The 25,904-nt window shown below is 36.6% G+C and carries 27 protein-coding genes; all 27 read left to right on the forward strand.

Features of this window, described 5'->3' with window-relative positions; genetic code table 11:
* The first annotated feature begins 160 nt into the window (after positions 1-160).
* Entirely contained in the window at positions 161-694 is a 534-nt protein-coding gene (locus BWI44_RS04540; RefSeq protein ID WP_115502548.1) for a UpxY family transcription antiterminator, read from the forward strand.
* A gap of 43 nt (positions 695-737) precedes the next feature.
* On the forward strand, positions 738-1,220 hold the full coding sequence (locus BWI44_RS04545; RefSeq protein ID WP_115502547.1) for a UpxZ family transcription anti-terminator antagonist: 483 nt from the start codon (positions 738-740) through the stop codon (positions 1,218-1,220).
* 1,311 nt (positions 1,221-2,531) lie between these two features.
* Complete coding sequence (locus tag BWI44_RS04550) at positions 2,532-3,740, forward strand: UDP-N-acetylglucosamine 4,6-dehydratase (RefSeq protein ID WP_115502546.1); 1,209 nt, start codon at positions 2,532-2,534, stop codon at positions 3,738-3,740.
* 31 nt (positions 3,741-3,771) lie between these two features.
* Positions 3,772-4,929, forward strand: a complete 1,158-nt coding sequence (locus BWI44_RS04555) for a LegC family aminotransferase (RefSeq protein WP_115502545.1) — start codon at positions 3,772-3,774, stop codon at positions 4,927-4,929.
* Positions 4,930-4,960: 31 nt separating this feature from the next.
* Positions 4,961-5,182 (forward strand): acyl carrier protein, encoded by a 222-nt coding sequence (locus tag BWI44_RS04560; RefSeq protein WP_115502544.1) that lies wholly within the window; start codon positions 4,961-4,963, stop codon positions 5,180-5,182.
* Between the two features lie 3 nt (positions 5,183-5,185).
* On the forward strand, positions 5,186-6,403 hold the full coding sequence (locus tag BWI44_RS04565; protein ID WP_115502543.1) for an ANL family adenylate-forming protein: 1,218 nt from the start codon (positions 5,186-5,188) through the stop codon (positions 6,401-6,403).
* Positions 6,404-6,414: 11 nt separating this feature from the next.
* Positions 6,415-7,137: an SDR family oxidoreductase gene (locus BWI44_RS04570; RefSeq protein ID WP_115502702.1), complete on the forward strand. Its 723-nt coding sequence runs from the start codon at positions 6,415-6,417 to the stop codon at positions 7,135-7,137.
* A 2-nt stretch (positions 7,138-7,139) separates the two neighbouring features.
* Positions 7,140-7,775 (forward strand): acetyltransferase, encoded by a 636-nt coding sequence (locus BWI44_RS04575; RefSeq protein ID WP_115502542.1) that lies wholly within the window; start codon positions 7,140-7,142, stop codon positions 7,773-7,775.
* Entirely contained in the window at positions 7,775-8,614 is an 840-nt protein-coding gene (locus BWI44_RS04580) for a glycosyltransferase (RefSeq protein ID WP_115502541.1), read from the forward strand. The genes BWI44_RS04575 and BWI44_RS04580 overlap by 1 nt, the downstream gene beginning before the upstream one ends.
* Positions 8,615-8,621: 7 nt before the next feature.
* Complete coding sequence (locus BWI44_RS04585) at positions 8,622-9,671, forward strand: N-acetylneuraminate synthase family protein (RefSeq protein WP_115502540.1); 1,050 nt, start codon at positions 8,622-8,624, stop codon at positions 9,669-9,671.
* Positions 9,668-10,342 carry an acylneuraminate cytidylyltransferase family protein gene (locus tag BWI44_RS04590; protein WP_115502539.1) on the forward strand — a complete coding sequence of 225 codons (675 nt, stop codon included), beginning with the start codon at positions 9,668-9,670 and terminating at the stop codon, positions 10,340-10,342. The genes BWI44_RS04585 and BWI44_RS04590 overlap by 4 nt, the downstream gene beginning before the upstream one ends.
* A 2-nt stretch (positions 10,343-10,344) precedes the next feature.
* The gene (locus BWI44_RS04595) at positions 10,345-11,394 is read left to right on the forward strand and encodes a nucleotidyltransferase family protein (RefSeq protein WP_115502538.1); all 1,050 of its coding nucleotides are present in this window, start codon (positions 10,345-10,347) and stop codon (positions 11,392-11,394) included.
* Between the two features lie 170 nt (positions 11,395-11,564).
* A complete protein-coding gene (locus tag BWI44_RS04600) occupies positions 11,565-12,239 on the forward strand; it encodes a CatB-related O-acetyltransferase (RefSeq protein WP_115502537.1) in 675 nt (224 codons plus the stop codon).
* Positions 12,226-13,644, forward strand: coding sequence for a lipopolysaccharide biosynthesis protein (locus tag BWI44_RS04605; RefSeq protein WP_115502536.1), 1,419 nt, complete (start codon positions 12,226-12,228; stop codon positions 13,642-13,644). Before BWI44_RS04600 ends, BWI44_RS04605 begins: the two co-directional genes overlap by 14 nt.
* Complete coding sequence (locus tag BWI44_RS04610) at positions 13,637-15,220, forward strand: hypothetical protein (RefSeq protein ID WP_115502535.1); 1,584 nt, start codon at positions 13,637-13,639, stop codon at positions 15,218-15,220. The genes BWI44_RS04605 and BWI44_RS04610 overlap by 8 nt, the downstream gene beginning before the upstream one ends.
* Positions 15,221-15,640: 420 nt before the next feature.
* Complete coding sequence (locus BWI44_RS04615) at positions 15,641-16,417, forward strand: glycosyltransferase family 2 protein (protein ID WP_115502534.1); 777 nt, start codon at positions 15,641-15,643, stop codon at positions 16,415-16,417.
* A gap of 5 nt (positions 16,418-16,422) precedes the next feature.
* The gene (locus BWI44_RS04620; RefSeq protein ID WP_115502701.1) at positions 16,423-17,883 is read left to right on the forward strand and encodes a B12-binding domain-containing radical SAM protein; all 1,461 of its coding nucleotides are present in this window, start codon (positions 16,423-16,425) and stop codon (positions 17,881-17,883) included.
* A gap of 44 nt (positions 17,884-17,927) precedes the next feature.
* A complete protein-coding gene (locus BWI44_RS04625; protein ID WP_167507381.1) occupies positions 17,928-18,638 on the forward strand; it encodes a glycosyltransferase family 2 protein in 711 nt (236 codons plus the stop codon).
* Complete coding sequence (locus tag BWI44_RS04630; protein ID WP_115502532.1) at positions 18,635-19,708, forward strand: glycosyltransferase WbsX family protein; 1,074 nt, start codon at positions 18,635-18,637, stop codon at positions 19,706-19,708. The genes BWI44_RS04625 and BWI44_RS04630 overlap by 4 nt, the downstream gene beginning before the upstream one ends.
* 1 nt (position 19,709) lies before the next feature.
* Positions 19,710-20,903 (forward strand): O-antigen ligase family protein, encoded by a 1,194-nt coding sequence (locus BWI44_RS04635; RefSeq protein WP_115502531.1) that lies wholly within the window; start codon positions 19,710-19,712, stop codon positions 20,901-20,903.
* 6 nt (positions 20,904-20,909) lie between these two features.
* The gene (locus BWI44_RS04640) at positions 20,910-21,884 is read left to right on the forward strand and encodes a glycosyltransferase family 2 protein (RefSeq protein WP_115502530.1); all 975 of its coding nucleotides are present in this window, start codon (positions 20,910-20,912) and stop codon (positions 21,882-21,884) included.
* A gap of 22 nt (positions 21,885-21,906) precedes the next feature.
* Positions 21,907-22,053 (forward strand): hypothetical protein, encoded by a 147-nt coding sequence (locus BWI44_RS04645; protein WP_153877560.1) that lies wholly within the window; start codon positions 21,907-21,909, stop codon positions 22,051-22,053.
* A 571-nt stretch (positions 22,054-22,624) separates the two neighbouring features.
* A complete protein-coding gene (locus tag BWI44_RS04650) occupies positions 22,625-22,825 on the forward strand; it encodes an IS66 family transposase (RefSeq protein WP_225662990.1) in 201 nt (66 codons plus the stop codon).
* Positions 22,826-23,047: 222 nt separating this feature from the next.
* On the forward strand, positions 23,048-23,944 hold the full coding sequence (locus BWI44_RS04655) for an NAD-dependent epimerase/dehydratase family protein (protein WP_115502700.1): 897 nt from the start codon (positions 23,048-23,050) through the stop codon (positions 23,942-23,944).
* A gap of 97 nt (positions 23,945-24,041) precedes the next feature.
* The gene (locus BWI44_RS04660; protein ID WP_115502529.1) at positions 24,042-24,992 is read left to right on the forward strand and encodes an MraY family glycosyltransferase; all 951 of its coding nucleotides are present in this window, start codon (positions 24,042-24,044) and stop codon (positions 24,990-24,992) included.
* A 148-nt stretch (positions 24,993-25,140) separates the two neighbouring features.
* Entirely contained in the window at positions 25,141-25,641 is a 501-nt protein-coding gene (locus BWI44_RS04665) for an HU family DNA-binding protein (RefSeq protein WP_115502528.1), read from the forward strand.
* 86 nt (positions 25,642-25,727) lie between these two features.
* The gene (locus BWI44_RS04670; protein ID WP_149945638.1) at positions 25,728-25,823 is read left to right on the forward strand and encodes a smalltalk protein; all 96 of its coding nucleotides are present in this window, start codon (positions 25,728-25,730) and stop codon (positions 25,821-25,823) included.
* Positions 25,824-25,904 lie beyond the last annotated feature (81 nt).

A 25,904-nucleotide genomic window follows, 5' to 3' on the forward strand; every position in this document is an offset into this window, starting at 1 on the left:
ATTAAACGAACGATTAAAAGTCATTTTTCTGTTTTAATAGGTTCGTTTACAGTATATTAAGCTGGAATACCTGTTTGTACGGTTTGGAAGAGAATATGTCTCATTCAAACCGCGAAGCGCACCCAAAACAATTATAAAATTCTCCTTTTTGTTTTTATAAGTGGTTGAAAATCAAAAATATTGGTTTGCGGCTCGTACTCGTGACAAGCAAGAATTTGCAGTCCGAAAATTCTTAGATAAACTTAAATCTGAGGAGAATTTGGATATTGATTACTATCTTCCCACGCGAATTGTCATATCACAATTGAAATATCGTCGTAAGCGTAGTGAAGTTCCTGTCATTCGAAATTTGATCTTCATTCGTGCCACCAAACAGGTTGCTTGTGATATTTCTAATGTTTATAGTGCCCAGCTTTTTTATATGAAGGATTTTTCTACCCATTCCATGCTGATTGTCCCCAGTAAGCAAATGGAAGACTTCATGTTTGTTATGGATTTGAATCCTGATGGGGTTAGTTTTGATACTGAGCCTTTTGCTATAGGAAACAAAGTGAAAGTCGTTAAAGGGGATTTTTGCGGCATTGAAGGTGAAATAGCTACGGAATCTAATAAAACCTATGTTGTTATTCGTATCAAGGGTGTTTTAGTTGCCAGTGTCAAAGTACCCAAATCTTACCTGAAAATGATAAAGTAGTCTTATCTTAATTGAGATTAATCATATTTTAATCATATACCAAATGAATTCTTTACTTTCTCGTGCTCTTGAGCTTCAGCATGCAGCTCATGAGCTGATGTATCTTGGTATGGACGGTGAACCTATCTATTCTGATACTTTTTGTCGGTTAAATAAGGAACTTCTCGTCAAGTCCGATTCCCTTTTTTCCTCTCAGAGTTCCAATACTGAGGAGGAAGCCAACTTGTGTCTGGCCCTTCTGATGGGTTATAATGCTACCATTTATGATTATGGGGATAAAGGGCAGAAAAAGCAAGCTGTTTTAGATCGAATCTATAATGTTTTGGAGAAACTTCCTGATTCTTTGCTTAAGCTTCGTCTATTGACCTATACTTATGGTGAAGTCTATGACGAATCTATACTTCAGCAAGCTCATGCTATTATGACTCAGTGGGGTAATAGCACTTTAAGTTCTGAACAAATAGATATTATTGAAGTACTTAAGAATATTGAAGAGAATCCGTATCCATATCACTATATTGACTAAAATATAGGATTATACTTAGGTGATCTTTTTTTATATTAATGCTATTTGTAATAAAAAAGACTCAATAGTTATTTGCATTAAACATGGTTAGCGTCCCCAAATGATATATAACATAATTCGAATGAAATTGAGGCCTTTTTGCTGTAATTACTATCCTATTTGTGTGTATAGTAACAGTGATTTTATAAGTTTCTTCCTCCGCTACAAATCAGAAGTGGTGACTAGTAAAAAGTATATTCAAGCTTTTTGTTTGAGAAATAAAGTACCTTAAGGCACCTCAACCTGCTTCCTCTCAGGAACCGTTCCATATTATGGTAGATAGCCGTATGAGTAATAGGCGTTCACATCCAGCAACGGAATTTGAGCCATAAAGCTGGTCTGAATAAGTGTTATTTCTTGAAGGTTTTTCACGATATGGTGCAAGTATGAAAGAGTGTTTTCTTCCAATGACTATCGGACTGGGGAATAATCAGTTTTAAAAATCAACTCCTTTTTTGAACTTATTTTAATGGGGAAACCGATTTCTGATGATTGTCCATATATAATATGGCAAAAAATGGACGCTAGCTAAGTGTAAAACATTGATAATTAGGTTGGTCTGGTATATGTGAGGGCGAAATTCGTGAAGGTCCGAATGGAGTGTGGTGACAAAACAGTGGATATTTTCAGAATTGAACCATCAAATCGGGGCTATTATCTTATCATATATTTTTCCATTACTTGAAAAAATCGTATGAGAACATGAAGAATGACTTTGCAAAATCACTAAAAGAGTTGCTATTGTATGAGGTCAATACATGAATAATCTATTATGTAATTATAAAAACAAATGCTTTAGGTGTGTGACAGGTCAAAGTGACTACTTACTACAGTATTAATTACTTTGTTGTCAAAAGGGCTTTTTTTTGATTTAAGAAGAAACGCTTGGTATTTGCAGCCAGTGATGAGTAAAAATTCATTCGAAACTTAAAAATATAATGAGATTCGCAACCATTTTATTCCCGCAACCTCAAATAGTGAGAAAAATGAGTGCTGGTAATCAGGTGGTAAGCAAGATACTGCTCGTCGCTTACATCTGTGTATTTGAATCTAATAAATTTATAGTAATTTAGCATCAAATAGGTCCACTATTTAGTTGAATACCGAGCGTTTATATTTCAATATACATCCTTTTTTACTGTTCAGGTAGTCCGAGAATACGGTTTTTAGTCCGATTTAATACCATTTTCAAATCTTCACTAAATGTTTTCGGACGTGGTTCAATACCACTGGTAAAAACTACATTTTTAAGAAAATAAAACAAACATATATATGTTCAACTTAGAAAAATTCATAGCTGATAGTGTGACATCGCGTCCGGTCAGCATGTTTGCAGCAGATATTGAGGAAAATAAAGAGGTGCTCACTAGTGAGATTAAAGACAAGACTGTGTGTGTGATTGGTGGTGCTGGCTCCATTGGCTCCAGCTTCATCAAGGTAATCCTGCGTTTCGAACCAAAGTCTGTGGTGGTGGTTGACCTCAATGAGAACGGACTTGCAGAGCTTGTGCGCGATGTGCGCTCTACCGAAGGCCTCTTCTGTCCAGATGAGTTCCGCTGCTACACCCTCAACTTCGCAGATCCAATTTTTGAGCGTATTTTACATGAGGAGAAGGGTTTCGACATCGTTGCCAACTTCTCCGCTCACAAGCACGTGCGTTCTGAGAAAGATAAATATACCGTTCAGGCGCTTATCGAGAATAACGACATCAAGGCCAAGAAGCTGATGGATCTCCTCTGTGTTTATCCTCCTAAGCACTTCTTCTGTGTTTCTACCGATAAGGCGGCAAATCCTGTGAACATTATGGGTGCCAGCAAGCGCATCATGGAGGATCTTGTAATGGCATACAATACACACTTCAAGGTCACTACCGCTCGCTTCGCTAATGTAGCATTCTCCAACGGTTCACTTCCGGACGGCTGGATCCATCGTCTCCAGAAGAAGCAACCTCTTGCAGCACCTTCTGATGTGAAGCGCTATTTCGTATCTCCTGAGGAATCTGGTCAGATTTGTATGCTCGCTTGTATCCTTGGCAATGGTGGTGAGGTATTCTTTCCAAAGTTGGGCGAAGACCAGATGCTCACCTTTTCTGCCATTTGCAATGATTTCGTGAAGGCTGAAGGCTTCACTAGAGTAGAGTGCAAGAACGATTCTGAGGCAAAGCAGTATGCAGCAAACATGTCATATGAGTCTGAAACTTATCCTGTAGTTTATTTCAAGAGCGATACCACTGGTGAGAAGGCATACGAAGAATTCTATGCTTCTGGCGAGAAAGTCAACATGGATCGCTTCATGGCTCTTGGGGTAGTGGAGGAGACAACCCGTAGAAATATGACCGAGGTCAACGATTTCTTCGTTGAACTTGAGAGTGTTTTTGCTTCTCCAGATTTTACCAAAGCTCAGGTGGTAGAATCAATTAAGAAGTTCATTCCTAACTTTGAACATGAGGAGAAGGGCAAGAACTTGGATCAGAAAATGTAAAATAATAGTTAACAAGTTAACTTTTAACGTTATGGCTGATTACAAAAAGACAATTGATTTCATCAAGTCTGTATATGGCAACAAGGAGTTTACTCCTCTTGCCGTTCCTGTATTTGCAGGCAATGAAAAAGCATATCTCAACGAGTGTATCGATACTACTTTCGTTTCATCCATAGGTAAGTTTGTCGATCGCTTCGAGGAGGAGATGGCTAAATATACCGGTTGTAAACGTGCAGTAGTGTGTGTGAACGGTACAAACGCTCTCCATATGTCGCTTATGTTCGCTGGTGTGGAGCGTGATGATGAAGTGCTTACTCAAGCACTCACCTTCATTGCTACATGTAATGCACTCTCATACATTGGTGCACATCCTGTATTCCTCGATGTAGATCTCACCACCATGGGGCTCTCTCCTGATGCAGTCAAGGAGTGGCTCATTAAAAATGCAGAGATTCGCAATGGCGAATGCTACAACAAGAACACCGGCCGTTGTGTAAAGGCTTGTGTACCTATGCACACTTTCGGTCATCCTGTTCGCATCGAGGAACTTGCACTGGTTTGCGAGGAGTATCACATCGAGCTCGTAGAGGATGCAGCAGAGTCAATAGGTTCACTTTACAAAGGAAAGCATACTGGTACCTTCGGTAAGGTAGGCGTTATTTCTTTCAACGGCAACAAAACCATTACTACTGGTGGTGGCGGTATGATGCTCTTCAATGATGATGAACTTGGCGCATACGCAAAGCACATCACTACTCAGGCCAAGGTCCCACACCGTTGGGAGTTCCGTCACGACCACATCGGCTATAATTACCGTATGCCAAACATCAATGCAGCTCTTGGTTGCGCTCAGCTCGAGAATCTTAATAAGTGTGTAGCCAGCAAACGTAAGGTAGCTACCGAATATATCGATTTCTTCAACAATGTTGACGGCATTGATTTCTTCGCCGAACCAGAGAACACCTTCTCTAACTACTGGCTCTCAGCAGTTGTGCTCAAGGACAAAGAGGCCCAGCTCGACTTCCTCCAGCAAACCAACAACAATGGTGTCATGACACGCCCTATTTGGGAACTTATGAGCCGTCTGCAAATGTTTGAGAAGTGCGAAAACGACGGTCTCAGGAACACTATCTGGTTTGCCGATCGTGTAGTTAATATTCCTTCAAGCGTACGACTTGAAGACCTGTAAGAATGTGTAATAATTTAAAAAATGAGTTGATATGGAACAGAAAGTTTTAGAAATCATCAACAATATCCGTGCCGCTAAGGATATGGCACCTATAGCAGAACTTCATACAGAGGACAAGCTTCGCGATGACCTCGGACTCACTTCTTTCGATTTGGCAGAGTTGACTGTCAACATCGAGGATGAGTTTGACATTGATATTTTCGAGGACGGTCTTGTGGATACAGTAGGCCAGATCTACGCAAAACTCTCATAAGTAATGGCTGCATTTCTTTTCAATGGTGCTGAGGAATACTCTTACAAGATGCTGGTTGAGTATATTAATCAGCATAAGAAGTACTTCCCGCTCTATAAGACTCATGACATTTTTGCCTACTTCGAGAATCTGATTAAGGCTATTGTGACCAACAGGCCTCTTGTGCTGCTGGATAGTGACCTTAATCCTTCGGAGGTGGCAGGTGTGGATGAGAGTCAGGTGAATATAGCAGTACAACTTCCTGATTATCATTTTGACGATATAAATTCTGTGGTGGCTGCATTGCAGAAATCTTCTTCTGAGATAACTATCTTCACTTCTGGTACCACTGGCCAGCCAAAGAAGGTGGTTCACTCCATTGAAACTTTGACCCGTTCGGTTCATTTAGGAGATAGGTATAAAGGTCAGGTTTGGGCATACGCTTACAATCCTACTCACATGGCTGGACTTCAGGTGTTTTTCCAAGCATTTGAAAATCAGAACACACTTGTAAATGTTTTCAATATGCAGAGAAGTGATGTGTATCAGAAGATTGCTCAGTATCAGATTACTCACATTTCGGCTACTCCAACCTTCTATCGTTTGCTTCTTCCTTTTGAAGAGTCTTATCCTATGGTTCAGCGGGTAACCCTTGGTGGCGAGAAATCGGATAACCATCTCTATGAGAATATCAAGAAGATTTTCCCTAAGGCTAAGATAAATAACGTGTATGCTTCTACTGAAGCTGGTTCGTTGTTTGCTGCCAAGGGCGATTGCTTCCAGATTCCTGAGAAGATTTGCGAAAAGTTTACAGTTGTAGATGACGAGTTGCTGATTCACAAATCGCTCCTCGGTAAGTCTGACTGCTTCAAGTTTGATGGTGATTACTATCATTCAGGTGATCTCATTGAGTGGGTGAACAAAGAGGAAGGTATTTTTAAGTTCAAGAGTCGTAAGAATGAGCTGGTTAATGTGGGTGGCTACAAGGTCAACCCAGGAGAAGTGGAGGATGCTATCAATGCTATCGAGGGTGTACGCCAGTCGTTGGTATATGGTAAGGCAAATTCAATTCTTGGCAATGTGCTAATTGCAGAAGTCCATCTTGAAGATGGTGCAGAAGTGACCGATATTGAAATTCGTAAGACACTCAGAAAACAGCTTCAGGACTTCAAGATCCCTCGTAAAATCAAGTTTGTTGAGGCATTCTTATTAACAAGAACTGGTAAATTAAAACGCTCATAATTCAAATGTTTATGAACATTATTGTAACGGGTTGCTCACGTGGTGTGGGCTTGGAAATATGCAGAGTATTGCTCGAACAAGGTCATTCTATATACGGAATTGCACGAAGCTGTCCTGAAGGATTTCAGGCACTTCAGGCAGAATATGAAGGTAAACTCTTCTTTAAAAGTGTTGACCTTGCAGATTGTGAAAACGTACGTCTGAACGTCTTCAAAGACTATTGCGGAAACAGAGTCCAGATTGATGGCTATGTAAACAATGCTGCAGTAGCATACGATGATATTGTTACCAACCTCAATCTTGACCGATTGAAAGCTATGTACAATGTGAATGTGTTCACCCCAATGATGATGACCAAGAATGTAATCCGCAACATGATTCTCCATCACACCAAGGGCGCCATCATCCACATCTCATCTATTAGCGTACACACAGGTTACAAGGGTCTTGCAATGTATGCATCTTCTAAGGGGGCTCTTGAGGCATTCTCAAAGGACACCGCTCGCGAATGGGGGCCAATGGGCATTCGTTCAAATGTAGTTGTCCCAGGCTTCATGGCTACCGCTATGAGCTCAACACTAACAGAAGATCAGAGAAGCAAGATTTATGCACGTACTTCATTGAAGACTGCTACCAGCATTAGATCGGTTGCTGAAACTGTTGCTTTTCTCTTGAGTGAGAAAGCAGAGAGTATCACAGGACAGAATATTCATGTTGATAACGGAACTATCTAAGTATGAGGTTGCTATTAGTAATTGGAGGAGGTAGTACAGCTCTTGAAATTAGAGAATGTGCAGACTTGTTCTATAAAGATCTGTTTGAAAAAGTTTACAATGTAATAGGTGATAATGAAAAATCAACACTTTCTAATATTATTCATGATAGTGAAGTCGATTCCTTCATTGCTAATAATAATGAAGTGGCTTTCATTATCGGTTTTACTAATCAAAAACTTAGAAAACTGTTTAATGAGAAGCTTCATGCTTGTGAACCTGTTTCCATTGTTCATCCAACGGCTTTCATTTCACCCTCAGCTACTATTGGCGAAGGTTCGTATGTTGGAGCAACTGCAGTTGTCTCTTCCAATACACGAGTAGGAAAAGGATGTATCGTGAATATTGGTGTTTCTGTTGGCCACGATGCAGTTGTTGGTGATGATTGTATCTTCAATCCAGGAGCTCGTATTAGTGGACATTGTCAAATTGGGTCAAGAACTTTGTTTGGAGCTAATTCCTTCATTTTTCAGGGTAGGACAGTGGGTGAAGATTGTGCAATTGATGCGTTAACTTACATTGATAGGGATATTGAAGATAAAAAGCTTTGCACCAGCAATGTTGGTGGCATGAAAGTATTTAAGAATCGTATTTTCTAATGAGTAAAGTTCTAGCATTCACTGTCGTATACCCACAGGCAGAAAAGTACATTGGCGATTTTATAAAATGTTTGTCTCAACAAACATTTTCCTATTTTGATGTGCTTATAGTAAATGATAGATGTAACCAAGAGGATATTAGTGAGGCTTTTAGTGCATTTAATACTCATTTAATAAACTCCAATGAAAGTCCATCTAAAAACAGACAAATTGGCATTGAATATGCCTTTAATAATAACTACGATTATTTAGTATTCTGTGATATTGATGATTGGTTTCTACCAAATCGTTTTGAAACCTCTCTTTATTATTTAAAGAATGCTGATATTGTTGTGAATAATTTGAACATAGTTGGCGAGCATCGAGAGAGGCTATGTGATCGTTATTTTTCGTTTAGTATTGATACAAGTATAGTTATTGATTCAAACTATCTGAAAGATAAGAATTTACTAGGGTTGTCAAATACAGCAATTAAAGTTCAGGAAAAAGCATTGGTGGAGTTTCCTAAAGACATATCAATAGGAGATTGGTATTACTATTCAATATGTGCAGAAAGAGGTCTTACCATAGTCTATTGTGATGATGCACTTACCGATTATCGACAGCATGATAATAATCTAATTGGTATAGATGACTTCTCTGTTTCCCTCTTTCGAAAGCTCATTAAGTTAAAGATAGAGCATTATTCTTTTATGAATGTTTTATATCCTTCCTATATGCTATTGTTAGGTGAAGCTAGATCATTAGAGAGCCTGACTGATGATGAACTCTCAGCTCTTATTAAGAAAAACAAAAATGCAAACGCCCATCCACTATGGTGGGAGAATATTAAAAAATAAAAAGATTATGAATAAGTATCCTTACATTATTGCTGAAATTGGTGCAAATCACAATGGCAATATGGATTTGGCTAAAAAACTAATTAAATCAGCAAAAGAGGCAGGTGCTGATTGTGTGAAATTCCAATTATTTGAGGCAAATGACTTGAATACGTACGATAGTCTTGTAGAATTAGATAAAGGTACTTTAAAACTTGAAAACGTTCTTGAATGGAAGTCTACAGAACTAGGTCTTAATAATATTTTTGAACAGGTAGAAAAATTTGCAGTTCAAGAGGAAGAGCATATTGAATATTTTAAATATGCTAGAGAAATTGGTATAGACTATGCTACTTCCGTATTTACTAAGAAAGAGGTAGACTTCTGTATAGATCAGGAGACATCATGTATTAAAATTGCGTCTTGTGATGCGACAAATCTTGATCTTATTGAATATGTAATTTCAAAAGATTATCCTGTAATGGTTGCATTGGGTATGTGCTCATTGGGAGAGGTCGAAAATATTGTAAATTTAGTACCACAAAAATTTAGACATAACGTTACATTGCTTCATTGCGTTTCTTTGTATCCACCAAAGGATGAGTATGTAAATCTAAATTTCATGGATACTCTAAAGAATGCTTTTGGTTTACCAGTTGGATTTTCAGATCATACATTGGGTACAGCTATTCCATTGGCTGCAATTGCAAAGGGTGCTGCTGTCATCGAAAAGCATTTCACTCTTGATAAGAATCTTCCTGGATGGGACCATAAGGTATCTGCTACCCCAAATGAGATGAAAATTATTTGTGAAGATGGCAAACGTATTATTGATGCTCTCGGAAACGGTATTAAAGTAGTATCTGATGCAGAAATGGAAAAAAGACTCAAATTCCGTAGAGGTCTTGTCACAAAGCATGCATTGGAAAAAGGGCATGAACTCGTGTATGATGATTTCATGTTCAAGCGTCCGGGAACAGGTATTTCTGCTGATAGATTAAATGAGGTGATAGGACGTCATGTGAACCGTGATATTGAAGCAGACAAAACATTATTCTGGGAGGATCTTGTAAAATGATAGCAATTATTCCAGCCCGTGGAGGAAGTAAAGGCCTCCCTGGCAAAAACATAAAGATGCTTTGTGGCAAGCCAATGATTGCTTATGCAATCGATGCTGCAAAGAAGTCAAAGTACATTGATCATGTGGTTGTTTCTACTGATGATCAGCAGATTGCCGATATTGCGTTGCAGTATGGAGCTGAGATACCGTTCTTGCGACCGGATTTCTTGGCGTTTGATACGGCACAGGCAGTAGATAATTATATCTACACTATAGATAGACTCTCAAAAAGATGGAGTATACCCATTGAAGAATTTGTAGTTCTTCAGCCAACCTCTCCACTTCGCATAACAGAAGATATCGATGGCGCTATTGAGATGTTCTTCGAGAAGAAGGCTGATTCAGTTATCAGCTACACTCCAGAAGCACACCCGGTTCGTTGGCATAAGTACATTAATGAAAACAATGAGTTTGTCGATATTTTCGATACAACCATTACCAACCGTCAGGACTTGAAAACCTCTTACTATCCTAATGGTGCTGTATATGTATTCCGTAGTAGCATGATAAAAGAACGCAAGTACTATACTGAGAAGTCGTATGGCTACATTATGCCGCGAAATCGTAGTGTAGATATCGATTATCAGGAAGATTTTGATTACGTTGAGTTTTTGATGTCGAGAAGATAATTATGACAATTACGGACAGTAACCAATATCAGATAAATGATAATGCCTCTATTAAAGATGCATTGATAGCTCTGAATGAACAGAAAACAAATGCGCTTACGGTATTTGTTCTTAACTCCAATAAACAGGTAATTGGTACTGTTACAGATGGGGACATACGAAGGGCTCTCATTAAGGGTGCAAGGCTTGACGACTGTATAACAGTCTGTATGAATACAGATTTTACATTCATTAGGGATACGAATCTTGACGTACGTTATATTAAGGAACTCAAGAACAAAGGAAGGCGTATGCTTCCTGTCTTAGATGCTGACAATCATTTATGTGATATTAAAGATTTGTCTGTATTGAAATCAATCCTTCCCATTGATGCAGTTCTGATGGCAGGTGGTAAGGGAGAGCGTCTTCGTCCATTTACTGAGAAGACTCCAAAGCCATTACTCGAAGTTGGAGGCAAGTGCATCATCGATTACAATGTCGACCGTTTGATTTCTTATGGTGTTCAGCATGTCAATGTGACCGTCAACTATTTGGCAGAACAGCTCGAAGATCACTTCGCTACTCCTCGCGATGGTGTACAGGTTCGTACTTTTCGTGAACCAAAGTTCCTAGGCACCATCGGCAGTATCAAGTTTGTAGACACTTTCTACAATGATACTGTCCTTGTGATGAATTCCGACCTTTTCACTAATATCGATTATGAGGACTTCTTCCTCCATTTTCAAATGCACGATGCAGAGATGTCGGTAGCTGCTGTTTCTTACAACATCAGCATTGAGCTCGGAATCTTGGATCTTGATGGTCGTAACATCAAGGGGCTCATCGAGAAGCCAAAGTATAGCTATTATGCCAATGCAGGTATCTACCTCATCAAGAAGAGAGTCCTTGCCGAGATTCCGGAAGATACTTTCTTTCATGCCACCCACCTTGTGGAGAAGCTTATCGCTCAGGGCAAGAAGGTTATTCGCTATCCCCTTAATGTTACATGGATTGATATCGGTACCCCTCAGGAATATGCAAAGGCAAAAGATTTGGTGAAACATTTGAAATAAAATCATAAACTGGAGAAATATTTTTGCTTCATTGATAATTAGCGTACTATCGTTTGTATGTGGGTGCATTTTGTGCTTCTTTCAAACAGGTAGTAAAATAAGTTGTTCTATTTGAAATAAAGGAAGGTCTTTACCGATAACCATAGAAGGTGATTTATTTGTATAATAATATGATCGAGTTTTTCAAACATATTGCGAGATATCTAATATTGAAAAGAAGAGGAGTGGATATTGATATTAGATCAACATTATGTCATAGGGTGTCCTTGCCAACTCAGTTCAAGTCTGCCAAAATAGTTAATTCTAAGTTAGAGATTTCAAAGCTTGGTGATGGGTGCTTTCTTGAGAACGTTGTTTCATATGGTGATATTGAGTTAGCTGACAATGTTTCAATATCTGGCCCTGGGACAGTTTTGCATGCGGTTAAAGGTAAAATCAAAATAGGTCGTTTCTCAAGTATTGCACAAAATGTTTCCATCCAAGAATTCAATCATAAGATGTTAACTCCGACTACATATGCAATGAATCACTTTTTTTTCACTCACAACTTTATGGATGATGTTACTTCTAAAGGTGATGTAATCCTTGCAGAAGATGTGTGGGTTGGTTCCAATGTTGTTATCCTCTCAGGAGTAAAAATTGGAAGAGGAGCAATAATTGCTGCCGGTTCCGTTGTTACAAAGGATGTGGCACCATATTCTATTGTAGGTGGAGTTCCTGCTAAAGTAATAAAGATGCGTTTTTCTGATGAAGTAATAAAAAAAATAGAAAATAGTAGATGGTGGGAGTGGAACACAAAATCTATTCTCGAAAATAAAGAGTTCTTCACTCGTGAGTTCGAATGATTCTTCAAAAGCTCTAAAGGCGGGACTGTGGTATACAGTTTCCAATATCGCATTACGTGCTGTTAGTGTTCTAACTGCACCAATTTTTACTAGGTTATTAACGCCTTCTGATTATGGGAAGTTTAACAGCTTTTTCTCTTGGCAGACTATTTTAGCCTGTGTTTTTGGCTTGTGCCTAAATTACTCTATAGGTAGGGCGAAGATTGATTATAAAGATGATTTCAATGAATTTATATCTTCTGTCCAGACATTGTCAATACTTGTAGGTCTCTCAATGCTTATTTTGGCTTTGCCATTTCTGGGACCTTTGTCTGCATTCATGGAGATTGATAAGAGTTTGCTCATTTCACTTATGGTTCTTCTTGTCATTTCTCCATCATTAGATTATATGCAATCCAAATTCAGGTTTGAATATAGATACAAAGAAAATGTTGCCATCGCTCTTATTAATACAGTAGGTGTTATTGTTATCTCAATAGGCTTGATACTACTCAGTGAGTTAGAAAATAGATATGCAGCTCGCATCATGGGTAGTGTAATACCAACCTTTTGCTTAGGCACGTTTGCTGTACTTTATTTATTCAAGAAAGGTAGGAAGACTGTCAATCTTGAGTATTGGAAGTATGCACTAAAGTTTTCAATACCAATGATTCCTCATGGGGTTGCAATGGTGCTGCTTGCTCAGATTGATAGAATTATGCTCATAAAAATGACAAGTGATGAAGCAGCTGGTTTATATAGCTTCGGATATTCTTATGCAATCATCATTTCTATTTTTACGAACGCAATAATGAACGCTTGGCAACCATGGCTTTATGACAAAGTGAACGGATCAAAATATGAGGAGGTACGAAAGTCTAATAGACAGATAAATAATCTTGCGTTTTTCTTGACTCTCTGTTTCATCTTAGTTGGACCTGAAGTCATAATGGCTCTTGGAAGTGAGCCCTTTTATGAGGCTAAATGGATGGTGGCTCCGATTATTGCAGGTTGTTTCTTCCAATTCTTTTATGGCTATTTCTCGTTAATGGAAATGTATTGTAAGAGAACTGATATCATTGCCTACGGATCAGTTGCAGCCGCAGTCGTGAAAATAGGATTAAACTTCATTTTTATTCCAAGTTTCGGATACATTGGAGCTGCATATACAACGATGTTAGGGTATGGATTGCTGTTGGTTTACCATTGGGTAATTTTTAGGCATATATTTAAGGCAAAGATTTTTGCCGAGAGACAGATGTTGTTGCTTGTTGTACTTACTGTAATACTAACATTGTTGCTCGCACATACCTATGACATGTATTTGATAAGATATTTAATATTAACGGCATTGTTACTCTTTACAGGATACATCTATCGAACTAACATAAAGTCATTAATTCGTAATTTTTTGAAACATGAATAGTTTTAATAATAAAAGAATCCTTGTTGTTTGCAAGGAAACGTTTAGTTACCCATTGCAATTCCTTGTAAAGAAGTGGCAAGCTAATAATACAGTTGCGGCTTTTTTTTTCAATCCATGTGAAACGAAGTATAGTAAGTGTATACTCAACGAGATTACATACTATGCATATAAAGATATCCCAGGGCTGAAGCTATACACCTCTGATATTATTGCAGACGAATTTACTGAAAAGCTTAATAGTAATGATATTTGTGATCAAGAGATGCTTGACATGATTGAAAAGGAGTATACGCATTTTCAGAATGTGAATAATCAGATTATATCAACTCAATTCTTGACGCGCCATTACCATTTCCGTAACTATATGTATCCATGCACTTATGTACAGCAGTTGAATTGGTTGATTTTGAATTATAAGAATGTAATTTCTCTGATCAATGAATTCAAACCAGATGTTGTCGTGGATACGGACAATGCTGAATTAGCAAGAACTATATTGAGAGAGGTATGTCATAAGCAGAGAATACCATATATCAATATAGATTATCCAAGATACGAGTTTTATAAGCTCTATTCTGGAAATCTCAATCTCAAGTATTCGGATATTTTCTATGATACCTACACAAAGTATTTAAATGGACAAGAGTCTGAATTGAAAGAGGGGTTTGAGTATATAGAAGAATTCAGAAACAAGACATTCATCATGCACGCTATGTACAAGGGGGATGTGACAGCTCAGTATAGGCCAGATAGTATACTAACTTCAATCAAAAGGGTATATGGCATGGTTCGATATTTTTTGAGTCAAGATAAGGCTGGTAATAACAAGGCAATAAAGAAATCGAATCCAATACTTTATCCAGACTCTAAAGAGTATGTGCGCTTCTACTTCAACTTCGAACTCAATAAGCAGAGATTGCTTCGCGCTAATAAATACTTCAGTGCTCCAGAGAAAGTGAAGTATGTATACATGCCTCTACCCTTGATTCCTGAGTCCACAACATTCTCAGTATCGCCAATGTATGTTAATGAGTTGACGATAATTGAAGCCGTTTCAAAGAGCTTGCCTGCAGGCTGGTGGCTATATGTAAAAGAGCATCAAGCAATGGTTGGAGAACGTGGAGTAGAATTCTACGAGAAAGCCAACAGACTACCAAATGTAAAGATGGTACAGTTAAATTATTACGAAGATCCAAAACCATGGATTTCAAATTCACAGGGAGTGGTTACAATCTCTGGAACTACAGCCTATGAAGCTGCTTTGATGGGTAAGCATTCTATTTTGTTTGCGGATACTCCATTTAGTCTAATTGAGGGAATACAACGTCTAAAGTCTTTTGAAGATCTTCCAGCTGCATTTCGTGAGTTCAACAAGCCCCTTGATAATAAGAAGTCTTGTGCCGCATACATTGAAGCAGTTAAGGTTCTTGGATACCCAATTAACCTTAAACTTCTATTGAATAAGGGAGAAAAAATCCTTAGGGGTACAGAACTTCTGGATGAGGAGTATCAGACTAATTTGAATCTTCTAGAACAACTTTTTGTTGACGGTTACAATAATTTCAAATTGCAATAATACTTGAACATGGGATGAGACGAGTGTTTACGCATCTCACAAATGCTAGCGATTTCTTTCAAATGCCAATCTTTAAAAAAAATAGATGGTAGATAGAACTATTTTAAGTGGTTGAAGCCGCATCTTTGAATAAATAAACTATAATATACGTACGGAAATTCAGTTGTAATTTTGATTTATTTTGTCCTAATTTTTACTGTGTGGTAGTCATTGTAAAGCATGATTTTATATCTATAAATCCTTCTACGACCTCCTTTGGATTCTGGATAGAAGCTAGACTCATAAGGAACCTTTTTGGAGATTATTCGGATAATCTAAGATTAAAAATTATATAGGTTTAAGTAAGTTGCTTTGGTGTAGAATATTAATATTTTAAATAATAAAAATATCAATTACATCATAAATAAATTTTTAACAATTATGAATGACCAAGTTTTTGTTAGTATCATTATGGCAGCATACAATGCTGAACAAACTATAAAGCAGTCGATTAATTCTGTTTTAAGTCAATCATATGCTGACTTTGAGTTGATTGTTGTTAATGATTGCTCATCTGATAAGACGCGTGAAATTGTAGTTGATTATACCAAAAAAGATAATCGTGTGCGTTTGATTAATAACAAGAAGAACTCAGGCGTTTCAATCTCTCGACACAATGGGTTGATAAATTCGAAAGGTGCTTGGATAGCTGTTTTAGATAGTGATGACTTATGGGCTCCAGATAAACTAAAAAAGCAAATAGATTTTGTCGTACAAACCTCTGCAAAACTAGTATTTACAGGATCCACTTATATTAGTAATGATGGTACTTCTATAAATTGGATCTTTCATGTTCCTACTCAAATATCTTATAAATCGCTACTTAAACAGAATTTTATTTCAAATTCTTCGGTCTTAGTAGAAAAGTCTTTATATTCAGATTTTGAGTCTATTGGAGATCAAATGCATGAAGATTTTGCATGTTGGCTTAAGATTTTGCGATCAGGAATTATGGCATATGGAATAGACGAGCCATTATTGGTATACCGTATTGCAAAAAAATCAAAGTCTGGAAATAAAAAGAAATCTGCAATAATGGCATGGCGCACATATAGATATATAGGATTAGGACTGTTTCAATCCTTTTATTATCTAATGTGCTATGGTATAACAGGAATAATCAAATATTATCATATTAATAAGAATATTAATAATTGAAAATTATGAAAATTTGTTTCATTAACCCACCTTTCAAAGCTGAGTATGGTAAATTCTCTAGAGAATCAAGAAGTCCGTGTATTGGACATAGTGGTGTATTGTATTATCCTTTATGGTTAATTTATGCAGCTGCTACGGCAGAAAAAGATGGCTTTGAAATTACTTTTATAGACGCACCAGCTAAGCGTTTAAATAAAGATCAGACTCTTGAAATTATTAAACTCAAAGCTGCAGATGCTAAATTATTTGTATTGGATACAAGTACACCGTCAATTTATAGTGATATTGATTTTGGTGCAAGTATTAAGGAAGTTCATCCAAACTCCAAAATATTGTTAGTTGGAACTCATCCATCGGCGACTGATTTGGAGACAATGAATATCAATCCTAAAATTGATTTTGTAGCCAGAAGAGAATTTGATTATATTGTTTTGAATTTAGCAAGAGCGCTCAAAAACGATTGTCAGATATCACAAGTCAAAGGTTTAACTTATCGAGATGTAGACGGATCTATTAAGAGAACAGAAAGTGCAGAACACATTACAAATTTGGACGAAATTCCATTAGCTGCTCCTTTTATCAAAAAATATTTGGATGTAAAAGATTATGTATTTGCTGCTGCAGCGTATCCTTCTATTCAGATTTTTACAGGTAGAGGTTGTCCCGCACACTGTAACTATTGCGTCTATCCACAAATTCTACATGGTCACAACTATCGCTTGAGAACCCCAAAAAGTGTATTAGAAGAGTTTAAATACATAGCTGAAAATTTTCCTGAAGTTAAAGAGGTTGTTATTGAGGATGATACTTTTACTGCAAATAAGCAACGCGTAATGGAAATTTGTGAATTACTAATTAAGAACAATTTACATAAGAAACTTCGATGGCTATGTAACGCACGTGTTAATATTGATCTTGAAACAATGAAAAAGATGAAAAAGGCAGGCTGTCATTTAATTATTCCTGGTTTTGAGAGTTTTAATGATCAAATTTTAAAAAATATAAAGAAAGGCAGTAATACTAAATTGATTGAACAATATGTCGAAAATGCTCGCAAAGCAGGTCTGATGATACATGCTTGCTATATGGTAGGTAATGAGGGGGAAACCAAAGAGACAATGCAAACTACTTTAGAAGCAGCTCTGCGGTTTAAGACTGATACTGCACAATTTTTCCCTCTTATCCCATATCCAGGTACTGAAGCCTATAATTGGGCAAAAAGTAATGGTTATATTAGTGGGAATTATAATGATTATCTGCAAGAGGATGGTACTCTTAATTGTATATTGAGCACCCCTTCATTATCTGCTCAAGAGCTTGTTGACTTTTGTGCTTACGCACGAAAAAAATATTATATTAGACCATGGTACATTTGGCACCGTATCTGTAAAGGACTGCAAGACAAAGAGGATTTGAAGCGAAGCTTGAAGGCATTCTGGAGGCTAAAAGATAGCGTGTTTAATTAATTGTTGCTAAAGACGGTACAGTCCTTTGGCTTAATATGGATAATATGAAGTGCAGAGTATCAGTAGCCATGACATCTTATAATGGCGAAAAATATATACATAAACAGTTGTCTTCTATTTTGTCGAACTTAGGCAATAACGATGAGGTCGTCATTAGTGATGATGGATCTACCGATAATACCAGATCTATTGTTGAAAAATTTGATGATCCAAGAGTGAAATTAATAATAGGTCCCCAAAAAGGTCTCGTTAAAAATTTTGAGTATGCAATCCGATGTTGTTCTGGTGAATACATATTTTTATGTGATCAAGATGATGTTTGGTATAATAACAAAATTGATAAAGTACTGGATGTTTTTTCTAAAACAAATTCTATACTAGTAGAACATGATGCTGTTGTTGTTGACAGCCAAGATAATATCATATATCCCTCTTTCTTTATACATCGCCGAGTACATTCGGGTGTCATTAAGAACTTCTTTAGAAATACTTACCATGGTTGCCTTATGGCATTTCGTTCAGAATTGAAAGAAAAAATATTTCCTTTCCCAAAATCGGGTTGCTTGCATGATCAGTGGATTGGAATAATTGCTGATTATTATGGTCATGTTTTTTTTCTTGAAGAAAAACTAATGGAATACAAACGTCATGAAAATAATATGTCCAGTTTTGAACGTTTGCCTATATCAAGACAACTTAGAGATCGATTTTATTTGTTATTACAGATTATTAAGTATATAATTAGACGAAAATGAAAAACTTAGCGCTTTATTTGCCACAATACCATACTATTCCTGAGAATGATAAATGGTGGGGAAAGGACTTTACAGAGTGGACTACAGTGAAAAACGGAAAAAAGTTCTTTAAAGCCCATCAGCAACCAAAAGTTCCATTAAACGATAATTACTATGATCTTGTTACTAATGGCTGTAATACATGGCAATGGCAGGCAAATTTGGCTAATAAATATGGAATTTACGGATTCTGTATATATCATTATTGGTTTAACGGCAAATTGCTTCTTGAAAAGCCAATGGAAATCCTATTAGCAAATCCCCAGATTGATGTTAAATATTCTATTTGTTGGGCAAATGAACCTTGGGCTAGAACATGGGATGGAAAACCTACCAGTGTACTAATGAATCAAGTGTATGGTGGTGATGATGATATAATTTCGCATTTTAATTACTTGCTCCAATTCTTTAAGGATCCTCGATATATAAAGATAAACAATAAACCGATGGTAAATCTTTATAGAACTGTAAACATAACCTATCTTGAGCAAATGATTTCTACGTGGAATTGCCTAGCAAAAGAAAATGGCTTTGACGGTATATATTGGGTCTCAGCTATAACAAGTGAAAAAAATGACGAGAGAAGTCACCTGTTCGATCATTACTATTATTTTGAACCTGGATATACATTACACAATGCTCTTCCAAAGTATTACCGACTTCGATACGTCTTCATTTCTGGTCTGAGAAGAATTGCAAATAGAGTCTTAAATACAAATCTTGTGGAACGTATCGTTGATATTAACATTATATGGACATCTATTGAAAGACGTATAATTAGAGATAAAGTGAGCCCAGGAATAGTTGTTAGTTGGGACAATACTCCTCGCAAGAAAAAGAATGGTCATGTATTTGAGAATTCAACTCCATTACGTTTTGGTCAATGCATTTCAGTACTTAATAGTAAATACCCCAAAGATGAATTTCTTTATATAAATGCGTGGAACGAGTGGAGCGAGGGTGCGTATCTTGAACCAGATAAAATTCACAAATTCGAATATTTAGAAGCTATACACCAAGTCTTCCAATAATATGTTTACTGTAATAAATCAATATTTCTTGAGTTGGAGGTGCTTTTATCCTGTTTTATTCACACTCTGTATATTATCTCTTTTTCATCAAGATTTAAAGGTCGGACTTATATTCTCTCTAATTGCATTCTTATATTGGTTAAAGTTTTTTTCTTTAAAAAAAGTAACTAATAAAGTTGATGCTTTTGTTGTATTATTCATAGTTGTTTGTGTTATTTCCTTATTGTGGGAAGAAGGTAATTCCGCATTCTCGAACTATATTTATGGATTATCCTACACTGTATTACCAGCATGTTTTTATTTTTATGCAAAACAGTTATCTTTTAAAGAACAAAATGATGTAATAAAGCAAATTGTTTATGCAGTTGAAATATCCATGTTTATTGGGTTGCTATTGTACATAGCAGCACCTGGTTTCTATATTGATTTTCTATTAAAAAAAGCAATTATTCCTAATGACACACTATTTCAAGTGAGAAGGTATTATCAAGGTCTTTTTGGTGTTACTATGACCTCCAGTTTATGCTTGTATGCACTTATTTATGAGTTACACGATATTCAGAAAAAAAACAAAAAACGCATTCCAATATTCATGCTTCTATTTGTGTTGCTAATTATGACTATGCGAAAAAGTGCATTGTTTGGCTTTTTGTTTGTAGTTATATTTGAGCTTTTTCTCTCAAAAAAAACAAATAAAAAGGTGATTCTTATTATACTTTTTATAATTGCTATTATTGGATTATTTGCTATTAGAGAATTTCCTGAACTTTATGAGGCCGTAATGTTTAGGTTTTCAGGTGAGGATGTGGAAGATGGTTTGATTTCTCGTAGTACTCAGGCTACTACTTCCTTAGCTAATTTAGAGAATTATATGTTAGGTAACGGTCTCGGATCTGCAGGCCATCATGCTGGAATGTCTACAGATTTGAAAGTGGTCATTTTTGACAATGCTTATTTACTATTGTTGTGCGAAACTGGTATTGTCGGTTTATTAGCATTCGTACTGTCTACATTTCCGGTTTTAACTTCTAAATTAGTTCGAAATAAAAATAGATATGCTTACGAAATATTTATTGTAATATTATTACAATCATTGACATCGAATATGTTTGAGTTTATTTATATAATGCCTTTCTTCTGGTTTATTTTTGGTGTTTGTGTGAGTTGTAAATATTATAAAATCAAAACAATATAAAGTAGTATGGAAGGACTGAGTTTTTTGGTTAGCATTATTGTGCCTGTTTATAATGTTGAAAATTATGTGGAGCGTTGTTTGTTAAGTTTGCTGAATCAAACATATAAGAATCTTGAAATATTAATAGTGAACGACTGTAGTACAGATAGTAGTTTAGAAATTTGTAAATCTATAGCCGAGCGTGACACCAGGGTTCAAATCTTTTCCAATAAAGTAAATATTGGTCTATCCAGTACCAGAAATGTTGGTTTGGAAAGAATATCTGGAGAATATGTTATTTTTGTTGACAGTGATGATTTCTTGGATAAGAATTTCATTGAAATAATGTTGGCAGAAGCTATTTCCTCAAGTTCGGACTTGATATCATGTGGTTTCCAATATTATAGAGGAGAAACCATACAACCAATACATAGCTGTAATTTCAGACATTTATGCAATGAGGACGCATTTCTAAAGATGCTAAATGATCAATCTAACTATTGTGCTGTATGGGCTAAAATTTATAAAAAATCGGTAATAGGTTCTCTACGGTTCCCCGAAGGAAATAGATTTGGGGAGGATATGGCATTCACTCCATATGTGATAATAAATGCACATAAAATAATGCATACAGACACACCAATGTATTATTATAGTCAAGAGGGAGTAAGTCTTGTACGTTCAGGTTTTAATCCAAATAGACTAAATATGATTGATCAAATTAAAAACTGGCGTAATTTGTGTCAAAAAAAATATCCCAATTTAATAAATGGCATAAGGGTTTATTTAATTTTTACAATGTTGAGTATTTGTACTCTAACTTTAGATGATATAAACCAAACTTACTATAACAAAGTGAAGTCAGAACTCAAGAATGAGGCAGTTTTCTACCTAACAAATAAATCTGTCTCAATTAAAGAAAAAGTCAAATTACTATTGGTGCTTTTGTTTCCTAGAAAGACTAATAAATATTTAAGGAAAATTTTCGGATTAAAGAATTGAAAGCGCTATTTCGCTAAAGATAATGGAGAAATTACTCCTTATCGGTTGTACAGGATTCTTGAGTAAAGCTGTTCATCCGATGTTGGATAAGATATATGAGGTGACTGACAGAGTGGTGCTAGAAGCCCAATATAGTATTGAGGCTTCTCTGTTCGTCACTCCTTGCTGATAGGGGATATCCTAGAAATCTTGGTGCTATGGTGAATGATGTGCGTAAAGGATTCTATATGAACATTGCCGGTTACAAGTTTATGCAAGTGGTCCATGGAGGTGGCGAATTTATTTATTCTATTGATTGAAAGGATGTAGTCTTTCTTCTTGAAGGTTCGATCATTAAAAGGTTGAAGACAGCTGTAAAAAGAAGTATACCTGCTGTCTTGTGAAGAAGGCTTCCAAGGTGCTAATACTGTTATGAGGATGGTTCACGCGGCAGAGATACTTTGCGACATATCCTTGGCGAGAGGCAACTTAAGACCCTCATTCGGACGGTTACAATGTGTAAATGTATTCGGATGATGAATTGTTGTATACTGGTTATCTTTATTGTCTAGCTTGTGCCCGGGTAAAATTTGAATATGCTTCCGAGCAGGACGGAGATAAGGATACTGATTTTTTTTCTGGATGTTTTTGAAGAGTTATATCATTTGGAAGCCGGATATAAGAATGGCACGTCAAGTTCAGAACAGATACTTGTAAAGACTAAAGAGATAATTATATAATTGTGCAGCAAGTTAGATGTAATGTTATCTGACGTACATCCCCTAAAAGGTGACCTGATAGAGAATGCTCCGAGTTACTTGAATTCCTTCTGGACTCAACTCTTTGCTTACGTTATAGATGGTTCTTATACGATCGACAATTCTATTGCCAAGTGCTTCATACGCCCCTTGTCGAGTGAGCGTAAGAACTCCCTATTCTTTGGCAGTGGTAGGATGGCCTGAGTCTTAGCAGTCTACCATGCCATCATCCCCACTTGCAAGATGCAGGGGGCTGCCTTGCAATATTTTAAAATGTTTTTCCAGATGATACCTATCGGACTGGGTAATAATCAACTTTAAAAATCAGTTCCTTTTTTGAGCTTATTTAATGGAAAACTGCTTTCTGGCGGCTATCCATATATGATACGGTAAAAATGGATGTTAACTAATTTTTTATTTTTTTTCATGAAACTTTTATTCACAGGAGCCTCAGGATTTTTAGGTAATAACGTGCGTCCCCTTTTGGAGGAGGTATATGACGTTGTGACTATGGGCTTGTTGCCACAGGATGATTATGTCGTAAATATAGCAAAGGAGATTCCGAAGCTACGTGAGCGGTATGATATTGTGTTGCATGCTGCCGGAAAGGCTCATTTTGTACCTAAAACTGAAGTGGAAAGACAGGTGTTCTTTGATGTGAATCTACAAGGAACAAAGAATCTTTGTACTGCATTAGAACAGGGGGGGGTACCGCGAGTTTTTATTTTTATTTCTACAGTTGCTGTTTATGGTTGTGATTTTGGTGAGAATATTACGGAAGAGCATCCTTTGAATGGAGTTACTCCTTATGCCATGAGTAAACGTCTTGCGGAGGAATATCTACAGAAATGGTGTTATAAGCATAATGTCATTTTAGGTATCATTCGTCCTTCCTTGATTGCTGGTCCCTATCCTCCGGGAAATCTGGGATCTATGATTCAAGGTATCCGTAGCGGAAAATACCTCAGTATTGCAGGAAGCCAGGCTAGGAAAAGTGTGTTGATGGTTCAGGATATTGCAAAACTAGTTCCTCTATTAGTAGAAAAAGGTGGTATTTATAATGTGTGTGATAGCCATCAACCTACTTTTAGAGAACTTGAAACAATTATTTGCAAGCAATTGAATAAGAATTTGCCATTATCGATCCCATATTGGGTGGCTAAAAGTATGGCTTTAATAGGTGATTGTCTAGGAAAGAAAGCCCCAATCAATTCCTTGAAGCTAATGAAAATCACGAGATCTTTAACTTTTAGCAATGAGAAAGTGATACGTGAGTTGGGATGGAAGTCAACCAATGTATTAGAAAATTTTAGGATAGAATGAGTTTATATTTCTGGATTATTATAGCTGTAACTGGTGTTTTCTCTTTTTTATTCGCTTGTATTCAGTTCTGGTTTTATTGGATAAATAGAAACGATTGATGTATTATTTAATAGTTTTTGTTCTGCTATTTGTGGCAGAACTTTTTTATTTTAGGATAGCTGATAGATGTAATATCATTGATAAGCCGAATGAACGTAGTTCTCATACAAAAATTACTTTGAGGGGAGGCGGAGTTATCTTTTATTTTGGTGCATTAGCTTATTTCCTGATAAGTGGCTTTGAGTATCCATATTTTATACTTGCATTGACCTTTATCACATTCATTAGTTTTGTAGATGATGTGTGTTCCATTTCTCAGAAATTGCGTTTACTTTTCCATTTTTTAGCTATAGTATTGATGTTCTATCAGTTGGGATTGTTTTCTTTGTCTTGGTGGTGGATTATCATTGCATTGATTATTTGTACAGGAATTATCAATGCTTATAATTTTATGGATGGAATAAATGGCATTACCGGTGGTTATTCATTGATAATATTAGCTACTTTGGCTTATGTCAACTCCGAAATTGTTACATTTGTAGAGCCTGCTTTGATTTATACAGTTTTTTGTTCTGTATTAGTATTTTGTTTCTTCAATTTCCGTAAAAAAGCAAAGTGTTTTGCCGGTGATGCTGGTTCTGTGAGTATTGCCTTTATTCTTCTTTTCCTGATTGGGAAGCTAATTATTCAGACAGAAGATTTCAGTTGGATAATCCTATTGGTAGTTTATGGCGTTGATAGTGTTTTGACTATCATTCACCGTTTGATGCTTCATGAAAATATAGGTTTACCCCACCGAAAGCACATGTATCAGTTGATGGCGAATGAGTTGAAAATACCTCATGTGGTAGTATCATTGATCTATATGCTAGTACAAGCTGTTGTAATAATAGGATATATAGATTTTGGGGATCATGGCTATATATTTTTGTTATGCACTGTTCTATTACTTAGTTTTATATATGTATGGTTTATGAGGAAATACTTCCGATTACATCAAAATGCTTAAGATCAATTGATTATATATTTATATTAGAAAACAGCTCCTAGTGGGCTGTTTTTTTGTTTATACCCGGTAATATCCTCACCTTTGCACTGTTGATCAACACAAAACTAATAAAAATGAAGTTGAATTTAAAACCAAAAGGAGGAAGATTATGCCTTTATTGTATTATGCGAGACAATCGCAATTGAAAACGAAAGAGGGTGTTAAGCAGTGGCATTTAGCATTGAAGAAAGTGGGAAGAGCTGTTAATCTGCAGCAGTTGGGAGAAATGGTAGCTGAAAAGTGTTCGGCAACACCGGGTGATGTACATAATGTGGTCAGAAATCTGATGTCGGTGATGCGCTTGCAGTTGCTGAATAGCCGTACAGTTCGTCTGGATGGCTTGGGAACATTTACAGTGATTGCACGAACACGTGGAAAGGGTGTGGATGCAGAGAAGGATGTGAGTCCGAATCAGGTGACGTCATTACATTTTATGTTTACTCCTGAATATACACGTCCGGCTGCTCTGGGAACTACCCGAGCTTTGTGGCAGGGCGTTGAATTTGAGAAGTGGACAGGTAAGGATGCTTCTGTCGATGATGGTAAGGATGATGGTAACGGAGGCGGTTCCGATGGAGACGGAGGTATTGAAGATGATCCTCTGGGATAGGGGCTAAAGCTGGGACTTTAGAAATTAAAGAATTAAGAATGAAAGGCTGCGCAGTTTATTAATTATTGAAACACGAAGTAACTATTATGAAAAAGACGGTTTGGGATAAGATTTTAAAAATTGTAATCGCTGTAGCATCAGCGGTGTTGGGAGCTTTAGGAGCCAATGCGATGAATATGTGATGATGAACATATACTAAGATTAGAGGGTATGTTGGGAGTATTTCCTGATGTGCCCTTTTGGCACTATAAAATATTTTGTGT

Origin of the sequence: Bacteroides sp. Phil13, assembly GCF_001940965.1 — a bacterium.
Lineage (GTDB): Bacteria > Bacteroidota > Bacteroidia > Bacteroidales > Bacteroidaceae > Bacteroides > Bacteroides intestinalis.

What these genes read in the sequence shown, in the direction of transcription:
- BWI44_RS04545 (WP_115502547.1), top strand. Translation starts at nt 738, where the DNA reads ATGAATTCTTTACTTTCTCGTGCTCTTGAGCTTCAGCATGCAGCTCAT.
- BWI44_RS04635 (WP_115502531.1), top strand. Translation starts at nt 19,710, where the DNA reads ATGTTTACTGTAATAAATCAATATTTCTTGAGTTGGAGGTGCTTTTAT.
- BWI44_RS04595 (WP_115502538.1), top strand. Translation starts at nt 10,345, where the DNA reads ATGACAATTACGGACAGTAACCAATATCAGATAAATGATAATGCCTCT.
- BWI44_RS04560 (WP_115502544.1), top strand. Translation starts at nt 4,961, where the DNA reads ATGGAACAGAAAGTTTTAGAAATCATCAACAATATCCGTGCCGCTAAG.
- BWI44_RS04660 (WP_115502529.1), top strand. Translation starts at nt 24,042, where the DNA reads ATGTATTATTTAATAGTTTTTGTTCTGCTATTTGTGGCAGAACTTTTT.
- BWI44_RS04670 (WP_149945638.1), top strand. Translation starts at nt 25,728, where the DNA reads ATGAAAAAGACGGTTTGGGATAAGATTTTAAAAATTGTAATCGCTGTA.
- BWI44_RS04665 (WP_115502528.1), top strand. Translation starts at nt 25,141, where the DNA reads ATGCCTTTATTGTATTATGCGAGACAATCGCAATTGAAAACGAAAGAG.
- BWI44_RS04565 (WP_115502543.1), top strand. Translation starts at nt 5,186, where the DNA reads ATGGCTGCATTTCTTTTCAATGGTGCTGAGGAATACTCTTACAAGATG.
- BWI44_RS04620 (WP_115502701.1), top strand. Translation starts at nt 16,423, where the DNA reads ATGAAAATTTGTTTCATTAACCCACCTTTCAAAGCTGAGTATGGTAAA.
- BWI44_RS04550 (WP_115502546.1), top strand. Translation starts at nt 2,532, where the DNA reads ATGTTCAACTTAGAAAAATTCATAGCTGATAGTGTGACATCGCGTCCG.
- BWI44_RS04555 (WP_115502545.1), top strand. Translation starts at nt 3,772, where the DNA reads ATGGCTGATTACAAAAAGACAATTGATTTCATCAAGTCTGTATATGGC.
- BWI44_RS04585 (WP_115502540.1), top strand. Translation starts at nt 8,622, where the DNA reads ATGAATAAGTATCCTTACATTATTGCTGAAATTGGTGCAAATCACAAT.
- BWI44_RS04645 (WP_153877560.1), top strand. Translation starts at nt 21,907, where the DNA reads ATGGAGAAATTACTCCTTATCGGTTGTACAGGATTCTTGAGTAAAGCT.
- BWI44_RS04580 (WP_115502541.1), top strand. Translation starts at nt 7,775, where the DNA reads ATGAGTAAAGTTCTAGCATTCACTGTCGTATACCCACAGGCAGAAAAG.
- BWI44_RS04570 (WP_115502702.1), top strand. Translation starts at nt 6,415, where the DNA reads ATGAACATTATTGTAACGGGTTGCTCACGTGGTGTGGGCTTGGAAATA.
- BWI44_RS04650 (WP_225662990.1), top strand. Translation starts at nt 22,625, where the DNA reads ATGTTATCTGACGTACATCCCCTAAAAGGTGACCTGATAGAGAATGCT.
- BWI44_RS04655 (WP_115502700.1), top strand. Translation starts at nt 23,048, where the DNA reads ATGAAACTTTTATTCACAGGAGCCTCAGGATTTTTAGGTAATAACGTG.
- BWI44_RS04590 (WP_115502539.1), top strand. Translation starts at nt 9,668, where the DNA reads ATGATAGCAATTATTCCAGCCCGTGGAGGAAGTAAAGGCCTCCCTGGC.
- BWI44_RS04640 (WP_115502530.1), top strand. Translation starts at nt 20,910, where the DNA reads ATGGAAGGACTGAGTTTTTTGGTTAGCATTATTGTGCCTGTTTATAAT.
- BWI44_RS04615 (WP_115502534.1), top strand. Translation starts at nt 15,641, where the DNA reads ATGAATGACCAAGTTTTTGTTAGTATCATTATGGCAGCATACAATGCT.
- BWI44_RS04625 (WP_167507381.1), top strand. Translation starts at nt 17,928, where the DNA reads ATGAAGTGCAGAGTATCAGTAGCCATGACATCTTATAATGGCGAAAAA.
- BWI44_RS04610 (WP_115502535.1), top strand. Translation starts at nt 13,637, where the DNA reads ATGAATAGTTTTAATAATAAAAGAATCCTTGTTGTTTGCAAGGAAACG.
- BWI44_RS04600 (WP_115502537.1), top strand. Translation starts at nt 11,565, where the DNA reads ATGATCGAGTTTTTCAAACATATTGCGAGATATCTAATATTGAAAAGA.
- BWI44_RS04575 (WP_115502542.1), top strand. Translation starts at nt 7,140, where the DNA reads ATGAGGTTGCTATTAGTAATTGGAGGAGGTAGTACAGCTCTTGAAATT.
- BWI44_RS04630 (WP_115502532.1), top strand. Translation starts at nt 18,635, where the DNA reads ATGAAAAACTTAGCGCTTTATTTGCCACAATACCATACTATTCCTGAG.